This is a genomic window from Phyllobacterium myrsinacearum, assembly GCF_014138285.1.
Classification (GTDB): Bacteria; Pseudomonadota; Alphaproteobacteria; order Rhizobiales; family Rhizobiaceae; genus Phyllobacterium; species Phyllobacterium myrsinacearum_A.
The window spans coordinates 41099-53582 of the sequence record NZ_JACGXN010000002.1 but is presented as its reverse complement, the minus strand read 5'-3'; the positions used below and the strand labels follow the sequence as shown (position 1 = coordinate 53582).

12 protein-coding genes and 1 pseudogene are annotated in these 12484 nt (G+C 53.6%); 10 read left to right on the top strand and 3 right to left on the bottom strand.

Features of this window, described 5'->3' with window-relative positions:
• Window positions 1-24: 24 nt before the first annotated feature.
• Window positions 25-963, bottom strand: a complete 939-nt coding sequence (locus FHW16_RS09835; protein WP_182549034.1) for a LysR substrate-binding domain-containing protein — start codon at window positions 961-963, stop codon at window positions 25-27.
• 155 nt (window positions 964-1118) lie between these two features.
• On the opposite strand from FHW16_RS09835, the gene FHW16_RS09830 reads away from it, so the two are divergent.
• The 8 genes and pseudogenes from FHW16_RS09830 (at window position 1119) to FHW16_RS09800 (ending at window position 8853) form a co-directional block, all read left to right on the top strand.
• Window positions 1119-2480 (top strand): LLM class flavin-dependent oxidoreductase, encoded by a 1362-nt coding sequence (locus FHW16_RS09830; protein WP_182549033.1) that lies wholly within the window; start codon window positions 1119-1121, stop codon window positions 2478-2480.
• 154 nt (window positions 2481-2634) lie between these two features.
• Window positions 2635-3630: a Dyp-type peroxidase gene (locus FHW16_RS09825; RefSeq protein WP_182549032.1), complete on the top strand. Its 996-nt coding sequence runs from the start codon at window positions 2635-2637 to the stop codon at window positions 3628-3630.
• Window positions 3631-3731: 101 nt separating this feature from the next.
• A complete protein-coding gene (locus FHW16_RS09820) occupies window positions 3732-4772 on the top strand; it encodes a cupin domain-containing protein (protein WP_182549031.1) in 1041 nt (346 codons plus the stop codon).
• Between the two features lie 213 nt (window positions 4773-4985).
• Window positions 4986-5831: an aldo/keto reductase gene (locus tag FHW16_RS09815; RefSeq protein ID WP_182549030.1), complete on the top strand. Its 846-nt coding sequence runs from the start codon at window positions 4986-4988 to the stop codon at window positions 5829-5831.
• 170 nt (window positions 5832-6001) lie between these two features.
• Window positions 6002-6361 (top strand): annotated as a pseudogene (locus FHW16_RS29265) (EamA family transporter); the annotation flags it as partial.
• Window positions 6362-6388: 27 nt separating this feature from the next.
• Window positions 6389-6883, top strand: a complete 495-nt coding sequence (locus FHW16_RS28820) for an EamA family transporter (RefSeq protein ID WP_246711704.1) — start codon at window positions 6389-6391, stop codon at window positions 6881-6883.
• Between the two features lie 302 nt (window positions 6884-7185).
• A complete protein-coding gene (locus FHW16_RS09805; RefSeq protein WP_182549028.1) occupies window positions 7186-7863 on the top strand; it encodes an HAD-IA family hydrolase in 678 nt (225 codons plus the stop codon).
• A 309-nt stretch (window positions 7864-8172) separates the two neighbouring features.
• Window positions 8173-8853, top strand: coding sequence for an MgtC/SapB family protein (locus FHW16_RS09800; RefSeq protein ID WP_348643878.1), 681 nt, complete (start codon window positions 8173-8175; stop codon window positions 8851-8853).
• Window positions 8854-8987: 134 nt separating this feature from the next.
• Here the strand turns inward: FHW16_RS09800 and FHW16_RS09795 are convergent, their stop codons facing one another.
• Window positions 8988-9878: a cation diffusion facilitator family transporter gene (locus FHW16_RS09795; RefSeq protein ID WP_182549027.1), complete on the bottom strand. Its 891-nt coding sequence runs from the start codon at window positions 9876-9878 to the stop codon at window positions 8988-8990.
• 345 nt (window positions 9879-10223) lie between these two features.
• Between FHW16_RS09795 and FHW16_RS09790 the strand changes: the two genes are divergently transcribed.
• Complete coding sequence (locus FHW16_RS09790) at window positions 10224-10637, top strand: BA14K family protein (protein WP_182549026.1); 414 nt, start codon at window positions 10224-10226, stop codon at window positions 10635-10637.
• Between the two features lie 263 nt (window positions 10638-10900).
• Here FHW16_RS09790 and FHW16_RS09785 read toward each other — a convergent pair whose 3' ends face one another.
• Window positions 10901-11809: a hypothetical protein gene (locus FHW16_RS09785; protein WP_182549025.1), complete on the bottom strand. Its 909-nt coding sequence runs from the start codon at window positions 11807-11809 to the stop codon at window positions 10901-10903.
• A gap of 379 nt (window positions 11810-12188) precedes the next feature.
• On the opposite strand from FHW16_RS09785, the gene FHW16_RS09780 reads away from it, so the two are divergent.
• The gene (locus tag FHW16_RS09780) at window positions 12189-12431 is read left to right on the top strand and encodes a DUF2188 domain-containing protein (protein ID WP_182549024.1); all 243 of its coding nucleotides are present in this window, start codon (window positions 12189-12191) and stop codon (window positions 12429-12431) included.
• Window positions 12432-12484: the final 53 nt, after the last annotated feature.

The following is a 12484-nucleotide window of genomic DNA, read 5'->3' as shown; positions in this document are numbered from 1 at the left end:
GATTAACTCTGTTGGAACGGCATTTCAAGGCTTGAAACCCGATAGTGAAGGCGAGTTGACGCAATGCAAGCATTCATCAATGAACCATGCCTTAAAAGCCGCCACAACCGAACGTTGCGCGCTTCTGTGCGGCGTGGTGATGCAATAAGGATTGCCCAGTTCAAGCACGTGATTGAAGGCAACGACCAGTTCACCTGCTTCCACCTGACGGGCACAGAATAGTCCCTGTGCGAGCGTTATGCCCAGTCCGCCGAGCGCGAGGTCAAGCGCAGCCATGGAGGAGTTCGCTCTCATCCCATGTTGGATATGTCGGTCCGGCGTTACATCGGCGGACGCGAACCAGTTTCGCCATGACGGAAAGGAAGCACCCGCTGGGCCCCAATCAGTATGGATCAAGGCTGCGGACAATAAACTTGCAGGAGACGTCATCGGATCATGCTTGGCCAGAAAGCGTGGCGAACAGACCGGATAGACTGCATCCGTGACAATCTCTTCAGTCATATGCTCCGGGTAATGAAATCGTCCGTAGGACAAGCGTATATCGATAAGATCGCGGTCGAACGGAGCCGGATCATCTTCGCCCCTGAGAGAGATGTCGACGGGCCCATGGATATTGACAAATCCCGGTAAACGCGAGGAAAGCCAACCCATGGCAACGGACGGTGCCACCGATACAACCAGGGAGGATCGCTGATTGCCGCTGCCAAGCTCGCGCGCCACGCTCCTTAGTTCATTGAAAGCATTGGCAAGCCGTGGAAAAATCTCCACCCCGGCTTCGGTTAGCACAACGCGTCGATTGATGCGATGAAACAGTTTGCGCCCTACCTGATCCTCAAGTGCGCGAATGAGCTGACTGACGGCGGCGGCCGAAATCGCCAGCTCCTCGGATGCGGCGACAAAACTTCCTGAGCGTGCGGCGGCTTCGACTGCCTGCAATCCGCGTAAAGATGGGATAACTGTCATCGTGCCGCCGAATAAGATAAGTTAAGCTTATCTATTTTGCAGAAATCATCTCTTTTGAAAAGACAATGTTCTGCTTATTTTAAACAGTCGGCGCAGAAGACGGCTCTTCCGGGGCAGGCGCGATGAATGAAACACCCGCTAAAGGAAGATCTGAGATGCCGCGTCGACATATGATTTTAGCCGCGTTCTTCTTCAATCCGCAGGGAGATCATCGTCTGTCGTGGCGGCACCCGCGTGCACCCGATCGCGAATTTCTTGATTTGGACTACTATCGCCGCCTTGTGGAAGCCGCAGAGTGTGCCAAACTCGATACGATCTTCATCGCTGACCATCTTGGTGTATGGGATACCCATGGCAGTGGACTTGCGCATTATGCCAACCCCAGACTCGAACCTTTGTCACTGGTATCTGCTCTTTCGGCTGTCACCAGGAACATCGGCTTCATGGTTACGGCCTCGAGTTCCTATACCGAGCCGTTCAACACTGCCCGTATGTTTGCTTCGATGGATCATATCAGCAAGGGCCGCGTTGCATGGAATGTGGTGACATCGGCGCTTGAGGAAGAAGCCGCCAACTTTGGTCGCGATTCCAATATCGAACACGCTGTTCGCTACGAGCGTGCCGCAGAGTTCCTCGATGTGGCCAAAGCATTATGGGACAGCTGGGAAGACGACGCCCTCGTCATCGCCAAGGAGACCGGCCTGTTTGCCAACCGCGAACGCGTCCATTATCTCAACCATCAGGGAAAGCACTTCAAGGTAAAAGGGCCGCTCAACGTACCGCGGCCACCGCAGGGCCATCCCGTGATCGTCCAGGCGGGGTCTTCGGATGCGGGCAAGAATCTGGCTGCAGCGCATGCGGATGTGCATTTTGCCGTTATTCGCAGCGAGGCGGAAGGACTGACCTATCGCACTGATATTGACAATCGCCTGGCGAAATTCGGCCGCGCACCGGAAAGCCTCAAGCTCCTTCCCGGTATTCTGCCGATCGTCGGCGCTTCAGCATCCGAGGCGCAGGAAAAACAGGAATATCTCGAGACATTGATGCTTGATGAAGTCGCAGTCGATCTTCTTTCCAGCTGGGCGGGGCGGGACCTGTCCCTCTATCCGCTCGATGGGCCAATACCGGATCTGCCTGAGGAGGGCACGTTCAATGGCTGGCGCACCTGGCTTGCTCTGGTGAAAGACGACGCCAATAAAGGTCTTTCCATACGTCAGCTGGCACGCAAGATCGCCAATACCGGTTCGGTTCCTCTCGTTGTGGGAACCCCTTCGCAAGTCGCAGATCAACTCGAAGCCTGGTTCGTTTCGGGAGCCGCCGACGGATATAATTTGATGTTTCCGTTGCTCCCGGAGGATTGGATGAATTTCATGCAAACCGTGGTGCCAGAATTGCAAAGGCGCGGTTTGTTCAGGACTGAGTATGAGCCCGGCACATTGCGTGATCGTCTGGGCTTGCAGCGTCCGCAGAACGCATTTTCCGCCACCCGCGCCGCCTGCCGAAGCCACGACGCTTGAAGTTCCGCTTATCGCACGGACCTCTGTCACCGATCTGCTGGCAGCAATTGGTGACTTGCAGTAATTCTTATACTTTCATTGGAATTGTCGGCATAACAGATGTCAGATTCATATCGATTCCAGGCCGGCGGCTTTTAGAGAGGGCAAGATAAGAATGCCTCAACAACAGTGGGACAGAGTGCCGATCGACGCACAGAGCGTTGATGCACCATTATCACAATCAGCTATTTTTCTCGTAGTGACTGTCAAAGACAATCCGACGGCACTCGAGCAGGCATGCTCGGCCCTTGATGGGATTGATGATCTCATCAAGACTGTCGGATTCCGGGACCTCTCGGGACGGCTTTCCTGTGTGGTTGGCATCGGCCACCTTGCATGGAATCGGATCGCACCGGATCGGCAGCCGACTCAATTGCGTCCGTTCGCACGCATCGAAGGGCCCGTTCACGTGGCTCCCGCAACGCCGGGAGACCTGTTATTTCACATTCGGGCAGAGCGTGCCGATCTCTGTTTCGAGTTCGAACGTCTGCTTCTCGATAGCCTCGGCACAAGTGTTACTGTCATCGACGAGGTTTCAGGTTTTCGCTATTTCGATTCACGCGACCTTCTAGGTTTCGTCGACGGCACTGCCAATCCTACAGGCGTCGACTTGCCCGCTTCGGCTCTCATCGGTGATGAGGATCCGGACTTCGCAGGTGGCAGTTACGTCGTCGTGCAAAAATACCAGCATGACCTCAACGCCTGGAAAGCCATTCCAACACACGTTCAAGAAGCAATTATTGGTCGTACCAAGATAGACAATGTTGAAATCGACGACGATGATGCGCCACGAAAATCACATAAATCGCTGGCAACCATCGTTGATGCAGACGGTAATGAATGCGACATCCTGCGTGACAACATGCCGTTCGGTCAGCCCGGGCGGCAGGAGTTCGGGACTTATTTCATTGGATATGCCCGCCATCTGTGGGTAATCGAGGAGATGCTGCGGCGCATGTACGTCGGGGACCCCGTTGGATCGTATGACAGGTTGCTGGACGTCTCGACGCCACTGACCGGAACAACGTTTTTCGCCCCTGCGCGCCCGGCATTGCAAAGGGTGATCGGTGCAGCGCTGGCACGGCTGGCCCCGAAAATATCTCAGGAATAGCGGCGTTGCCTCCTGACGCTTGACATCCTGAAGCGTTATCTTGTGAACGAAATGGCCTACGTTGGGCTCCAGGCAACCAGTACTCTCGGAGACGTCAGGCAATGACAACTGCAGCATCCAAACACGTGATATCACTGTCCGGGCAAGTCGCCGATTTCGAAAACGCGGCGGGTTCGATTACCTCAATTGACAAGAATCGGCTCCCCCTGCTGCGGCGGATGTCTGTCCGGCGTCTTCTGCTCGCACCGAATGCGACCCGGGAACCGCATTGGCACGCCAATGCCAATGAACTCGGGTATTGTTTGCGGGGCAGCGCACTGATCACCATCGTGCAAAATCATGGGCAGCAGAACATGTTTGTCGTGGGCAAGGGCGAGATGTTCTTCTTTCCGTCCGGCACAATTCACAGCATCCACAACACAGGTGACAGTGAAGCGGAGTTCATATTGACCTTCTCGCATGAACTGCCGGAAGACTTCGGGCTCTCAGGTTCATTTGATGTCATGTCGGACGCAGTGCTGGGAAACACGTTCAACACAAACGCTGACGCCTTGCGGCGCTCGAACCGCATCCGCCATAACGACATGGCAATCTTTGAAGTGACTGAAGCATCTCAGGAGCCTGGGATCGTCACAGACAATAGCCTGTACAAGTATGGTGTCGAAAGCGTTGCCCCGGCGACCTTTTCTGCCGCCGGCTCAGCCCATACTGCCAAATCCGATGCATGGCCCATCCTCAGTAATCTAGCGATGTTTTCAGTGCGCATTACCGATCAGGGAATGCGTGAACCCCATTGGCATCCTGAAACCGCCGAACTGGGCTACGTCGTTGAAGGTCACGGCAGGATGACCATTCTCGATCCTGATGGTTCGTCCGATACCTATGAGATTCATGCGGGCGATACGTATTTCATTCCCAGAGCCTACCCGCATCACATCGAAAATCTCGGAGCGGAGACGTTGCATATTCTCATCTTCTTCGACCAGAGCATTCCAGGCGATATCGGTTATCGGGCTGTTGCTAACGGATTCTCTCCGGAAGTGATCGCGTGCGGGTTGGGTGTTTCCAGCTCCAGCCTCCCGGTATTCCCGAAAGATGAGCATGATCCGCTCATCATCGAGCGCATCAACCCTCTTGAATGAGGGGCTTGCTCAGCGGCAACCTGCGCGCGCCCGGGAGCAATGACATGAAGCGAGTATCGATTGGGGAAACGGCATTTCTGCTGGTCGCGAACCGCAGTCGTGACATTCGACGGCAGGAGACCAGTTGAGAGGGAAGCCGAAGCGAAGGCTGCGGTCAGGCGAAGAATTACCTTAAAGTAGGGCGTGCCCAAAGAGGCCAGACACCAAGGAAACATGATGACTGTTATATCTACAGTAACGCTGCCTTCCGGATCAAAAGTACCCGCGCTTGGACAGGGAACCTGGTACATGGGAGACGATGCCCGTAGACGCACCGAAGAAGCAGATGCGCTTAAGCTCGGCATTGATCTTGGAATGAGCTTGATCGACACGGCGGAAATGTATGCCAGCGGCGGTGCCGAAGAAGTGGTGGCAGAGGCAATCCGAGGACAACGCGACAGCGTTTTTGTTGTGAGCAAAGTTCTTCCATCCAACGCCTCCCGGGATGGCACCATCAAGGCCTGCGAGCAAAGTCTGCGCAGATTGCAGACCGATGTCATTGATCTCTACCTTTTGCACTGGCGTGGCGGCTATGCCCTGGAGGAAACAGTTGCGGCCTTTGAGACCCTGATGGAGTCCGGCAAGATTCGCAGCTGGGGGGTAAGCAATTTTGACATTGATGACATGGAAGATCTGGATGCGGTTGCAGGTGGCGCTGCTGTTTCGGTCAACCAGATACTCTACAATCTGAAACGGCGCGGCCCCGAGGTGGCATTGATGCCCTGGTGCAGTTCGCGGAGCATTCCATTGATGGCTTATTCGCCGATCGAGCAGGGAAGGTTGCTGAACCATCCAAGTTTGACCGGTATCGCGCAGGAGTTGGAAACAACCGCAGCGGCAGTGGCGCTTGGCTGGGTCCTGAGCCATGACGGCGTTATCGCTATTCCAAAGTCCAGCAATCCCGAACATATACGTAGCAATCGGCTGGCGGCAGATCTTGAGCTGACACCCGCACACCTGAATGCTTTGGACCGCGCGTTCAGACGCCCCACAAACAGGGTGCCGCTGGAAATGTTGTGAACCTTTTTTCGATCAGGAATTCTTTGTTTCCCGTAAAAGGAAAAAGCAGTTCGATGTGGCTCACATCCTCGTCCTGGAAGCGGGAAATCCAATTTAAAAACCCGTTGTTTCCTGACAGGATGATGTCAGCAGCAGATCTATAGTGTCTCTGTTCAATCAGAGGCAGATCAATGAGCGCCGTGGGATATCGACTGGGATTGGTATTTGTTACAGGTTCTGCGGTCGCTTGGAGCACTGCCGGATTTTTCACACGGCTTATTCCCTTGGATAGCTGGACGATGTTGGCGTGGCGCGGCATCTTCGGGGCGATTGCAGTAGCCTTGGTGATTTTCGCATTGGAAGGCCGCCGAAGTTGGCAGGCATTTCGTTCAATGGGTTTTCCGGGATGGATGTTCGCGGTCGTTTCCGCGATTGGAATGATCTTTTTCATCACGTCGCTCCGGCACACAACGGTCGCGCATGGAGCCGTCATTTACGCGACGGTCCCGTTCGTTGCTGCCGGTTTAAGTTGGGTTGTTCTTGGCGAGCGGCCTACGCGCAGTGCCATCATTGCAAGTTTGTTCGCCCTTGCTGGTGTGATGCTGATGATGGGACTGGGGGTGGAAGGTGGATTGCTGGGCGACATCCTGGCGTTTGGACTCACAGTCTGTATGGCCATCATAATGGTTATCGCACGGCGATTTCAGAATATCCCGATCATGCCTGCCGCCTGTGTGTCGGCTTTGCTCAGTGGATTGGTCTGCTGGCCAGTCGGTGATCCGCTTGCAATTACTGGGCATGAGCTTTTGATCCTGGCCCTGTTTGGTGTTGTTAATTCGGCCGTTGGTCTGGCGCTTTTTACGCTGGGTGCCCGGCATCTTCCCGCAATTGAAACAGCCTTGATTGGATCGTTAGACGCTCCCCTTGCGCCGCTTTGGGTTTGGCTGGCATTCAACGAAACACCTGGGGCAAGCACGATTATGGGCGCGGTGATTGTCTTTATTGCGGTTTGCGTGCACCTGATTGCCGGAACACTTGGACGAAGAGCGAAACTTGATCCTGCGATGTTTTAGGTTGTGCATTCACAAATCTGGTCGAAATGGCACCTGAGACGGCAAGAGATACCGCGCATGTTCCGGCCTCTGGCCGGGCCCAAAGATGCATGCGCAGATTGATATCTGCACCATGCTCCTCGTATCCGAACAAATGGCCTCACACCATTTCAACCAGATTTATGAGTATACGACCTAGGATTCGCTATCCCTGTCGCTGCCATGCGGATCGGAACTAGGGGGAACTGGAACTAGAATTGTGGGTGACTGTTGGCGTCTTTTGCAGGTACAGGAAGAGGAAACTGACAGGAAACCCCATCCAAATGCCAAACTCTGACCTTTCTGTTCTTCTGGACCTCGACGGCACATTAATCGACTCTCAACCCGGTATTGTATCCAGCTGTCGCGCGGCGCTGCGTGCACTCGGGCACGAGCCGCCCGAAGTAATGGATATTCAATCGATAATCGGCCCTCCTATCGAAGACGGGATGCGATATTTGCTCGAACCCTATGGTGACAGTCGCATCTCTGACGCGGTTGATGCCTATCGAAGCGACTACAGTGCTCAGGGGCTGCTCATGAGCACGCTTTATGATGGGATCCCGGCAGCGCTGAGCTCCCTTCGTGATACGGGTGTGAGACTGTTTCTGGCTACATCAAAGCGCGTCTTCTACGCTCGAAGAATTCTGCAAAATCTCGAACAAAGTGACATATTTACTGGAATTTATGGTTCTGAACCCGGTGTTGTTACAGATCACAAGCCCGAGTTGATCGCGCATATCCTGAAACAAAACCAGCTTAACCCGGACAAATGCATTATGGTTGGAGATCGCAAGTATGATATTTCCGGGGCGCACGCCAACAATATGAAAGCGATCGGTGTTGCTTGGGGTTATGGCAGCAGGGAGGAACTCGAATTGGCGGGAGCCGATGCGTTGATCAACAGCCCTTCAGAACTCAAGAATACAATATTGGACTTGCTGCGAGGAGCGGACAACTGAATGCTCATCAGGTTATACGGACCATATCCTCTGAAGCTCAAGTCCAGTTATCTGCCAATATGAAGGTTCGTTAGTGTGTTAGTGTGAGGCAACCATCAGACCCGCGTAGCTCCTTGCTCGCTTAGAATTGCGCCGTCGGCTGTTTTTTGGTGTACCGGTTCTTGCCGGAATCAAAAAACTTGGACGATGCAGCGATTTGAGAAGATCAATCAGAAAAAGCTCTATAAAAATGACTGGCATGACGGCCATGCGTCGGCATGGCGTTTCGCCGAGGATTGGAAATATTCTGCAAAAACATGGAGCGAGATAATCTTGACCGACTACGAAATGGTTCTCCGCCTTTTGCTTGCAGCTGTTTTGGGTAGTCTGGTTGGCTTTGAGCGGGAGAGGCTGCTTTGGGCCGCTGGACTTCGAACACACATGCTGGTTGCCGTTGGCGCTTGTCTCGCAATGCTCGTTTCTGCCTTTGGTTTTGCTGACGTTTTGGGATCGCCACATGTCGTTCTTGATCCTTCACGTATCGCTGCTCAGGTCATAACGGGGGTAGGGTTTTTAGGTGCAGGTACAATTTTGTTGCGTGGAGAAGTCGTTCGCGGGCTAACGACGGCCGCAAGCCTCTGGGGCGTTGCGAGCATTGGCCTTGCCGTTGGCGGCGGACTTTATCTTGCTGGCTTTGCTGCCACGGTGATCATTCTGTTGATCCTGGCAGGGATAAAACCTTTGGAAGAACGGTTTCGCAGCCGCACCCAAACGCACAAAATCCTCATCAGCGCCAAACGCGGTTCAATATCGGTGGATGTCATTGGCGATGTTGCTGGCGCTCAAAAATCTCTCATTAAACAATTCATCGTTCAACCCAGCGGTACTGAAGATGTTGATGATGTCGAGATCATGTTTGTGAGGCTTTCTCCTCAAGCTCTAAATCGGATTGTTGGCCGCATTAAAAGCTTGCCCACGGTCAGTCACGTTGAAACGGATGTTAATACATAACGGTTGTGTCATTGCCGGGTAGAGCGCTGACAATCGATGCCGTTTATGGAATTTCCATACGTAGAAAGGCTCTGCGTTCGATTTGACGATAAACTCTGGTTTTTGAATGGCGCCGTTTGTTGATGTGCGGAACATCACAGGACCGGAACACCGCCGTGGTGTTTGGCCTTCTCTTCGGGTTCAACGTGAATTGTGACCACGGAATCCTCGATTTCCGCATGAAGAGTAGCTTCGATCCGGTCGCAAATGACATGAGATTCCGTCACACTCATAGTGCCGAGCACCACTAGGTGGAATTCGATAAAGGTCACACGTCCGGCCTGTCTGGTCCGAAGGTCATGAGCCTCGATTGCGCCTTCCGCATGGGTGGAAATGATCTCGCGGATGCGAGCGACTATCTCGGATGGTGCTGCTTCGTCCATCAGTCCTCCGATGGATTCCCGCATCAGGGTCCATCCGGACCAGAGAATGTTGAGAGCTACAAGCGCGGCAATGGCCGCGTCCAGCTGCAGCCATCCCGTGACAGCAACCAGTCCTACACCAATCAGTACCCCGCCCGATGTAACCACATCTGTCCATAGATGCCGAGCGTCCGCGACAAGGGCCGGAGAGCGCCAAAGACGGCCGTAGCGGAACAGAATGCTGCACCAGATTGCATTGATGACACTCGCGGCGGCGTTGATCATCAGACCTTCAAATGGAGCATCCAAAGGTTTCGGAGCCAGAAAACCGTAATACGACTCGCGCAGGATCGCCAGTGCAGCCACAACAATCAGCACACCTTCGAGCACGGCCGAAAGGTATTCTGCCTTGTGATGGCCATAGGGATGATTGGCATCCGCTGGAACGGCGCTCAGGCGTATTGCGAAGAATGCCGCAATCGCAGTTGCCACATTGATGATGCTTTCAAGGGCGTCAGAATAGAGCGCGATGCTTCCGGTCAGAATGTAAGCAAAGTATTTGAGTGCCAGAACCAAAAGGCCGATGGCAATGCTTCCCATCGCAAGTCTGAGGGTCTTGTCCATTGAGGCGATCCGCTTTTGGTGTATCGGCAACAATCGCTGCCGCCACAAGTAATGCGACGGGATAGCGTTCCGAAAACCTCAATGCAAACAATATGTTTGACATTGAAAACCATTTGCAAAAGAGGAAGGGGCGAGGGGATTTCCCCCAAAGTCTTTTTGACGCCTGCTATCAGTTATCTGGCGTAGATATGCTTTCATCGTCTGGAAAGCGTGAATGCTGTCTTTCATATTCCATGACACCAAGACCCTTTGCTTGGTCTTTGGGAACCTTAACGGGCGACCATTGTTGTTAAAGCAACGGGTTCACCCCGGATCCGCAGCTAAGCTCAATGAAAGGCAAAAATTATGAGAAGATTGGCAATTGTATTCCTGTCTCTGGCCACGGCTTTCTCCAGTTACGTTCCCGCTCAGGCATTTCCTACAGTTAGCACCGTTAGCGGTCCCAAAGCGGACATTGTCCAAATCCGTGATCGTGGACATTTCCGCCGCCACAATAACTGGCGCGGAGGACGTCATGATGGCTGGCGGGGTGATCGTCATCATTCTCGCCATGGTTGGCGGAGAGGGCACCATAATCGAGCAGGCGCGGTGATTGGTGGTCTTGCAGCCGGCGCAATCATTGGCGGCGCGCTTAGCTCTGCGGCGCGTGCCAATTCTGCAGGATCCCATGAGCAAAGTTGCTACAATCGCTATCGTTCATACAGAGCGTCAGACAATACTTATCAGCCGAACAGCGGCCCTCGTCGCCAGTGCCAATAATCGATTAAGCAAATAAGCGATAACGAACCCCCGCTCAGAGCGGGGGGTCATGCAGTCACGCTTGGTGGTTAGCGCGATCATGGCTGCAGCACCGAGAACTCATGAAACTCAAAAAGTGCCCGATGTTGTCACCAATGTTGTGGACATACTGGCGCGCAAGAGCACTCACCTCGCAAACCTCCTGAAGGCTGAGCCGGGAAGAAATAAAAAACCCGCTTGGCACTGTGGCGCCAAGCGGGAGGTCAATAGACATTTGGTCCTGACTATTTATACGGTGCCTGTGCGGACCTGTATGTTTCTTCGTCATCATCACGCTGTTTACCGCCAAGGGCTGCAGCGACGCTTGCGATGAATGCGCCAATCAGCAGCGAGAATGCTCCCATGAACGCTGTGGTTGCGCCGACTTTGCGGGCCTTGTCAGCAGCTTCTTTCGCTGATGTCTTCGCTGCGTCAATGCGGGTCAAAATTGCATCGACACGCGCTTTGGCGTCTGCTTCTGACAAACCACTGCGGGCGGCGACAATTTGATCGAGATAGGTGCGATCGTCCGCAGGAAGAGTTCCGGTGGCGGCCGCGTTCAGCAAAATGCGTGAGACCTGGGACGTTGCAGTTTCGGATCCCTCCGATGAACCCGACCGTATTGTCGATGGTCTCAACAAGCTGTCAACGAAGTAGGTCACGGACGTATCGTTGGAAGCTGATCCTGCAGCTGATGTTGCAGCGCTCGCTGCCCCGGAAGCAACCGTGGCCGCCGTGTGAACGCCACCACTGACGGTTGAGGTGATCGCTGATCCAAGGACTGCTACAATGAACAACGTCGACAATGCCCAGGCAATGAAACCATGTGCCGTATCGCGAAAGTATATTTCGTCATTATGGACCCCAGACCATTTGGTCCTCAGACGCCCTGTCAGATAACCGCCGACCCCGGCTGAAATCCACTGAATGACAATGAGGCCAATTGCAGTGGAGACCGCAAAGGTTGCTGCTGACGAGCCTTCGGTAGCCCAGGGCGAGACCATGGTCAATCCAAAGCCCGAGCCCAATAATGTAAGGAGTATCGTGATTGAAACAGCTGCGACAGCACCTGCAATAATCGGTCCCCAACTGACGGCGCTCGTATTGGATTCGGCGCCGGGGCTTGTTCCGGCGTTGAGTTCGGTCAAAGACATATCACTCTCCTATCGCATGAACAGAAAGAGGATAAGAATAATTGGAAGTGGAACTCCAAGTAACCAAAGTAAAATTCCGCGTCCCATAGAAACCTCCTGCGTGATTACAATCTACCGAGGCATTGTTGCCTCAGTGTCAGAGAACAGATGCGTCCGTTCCCCAGCTTTGAATAAAGTACTTTGACGTCCATTTGGTTCCACGCTGCCGTGAGCGTTCAAATGACGAGTTCGGTTTTATCCGGCAATGCCATGATTGCCTTGTCTGATCAGGAACTTTTCCGGAGCTCGACGGTTCTTCTTTCGCGATGCAAAAAACAACATCTGGAGAACCCCATGTGCAAAACCATGGGGCGACGTGTCGAAATCAGGAGGAAGCAGTATGCATCTGACCTATCACGTGGATGAGCATGATGGCGGCTGGGGTTACAGGCTGGCGGATGTTTGGTCGGAAACATTTCCTTCCCACGACGCTGCGTTGAAAGCAGCAAGAAGTGCGGCCGCACGGCAACAAATCGGCGGAAAGGATGCTCAGATCAGTTATCAGACCGCTGACGGAGCTTGGCATGAGGAGTCTGCAGGTGGCAATGACAGACCGGAAGTCGATGTCACAGACGATTCTTGAAAAGTTGGAAAACGATCCAATATCGGACCAGCTGAGGCATCAGGATATTCACT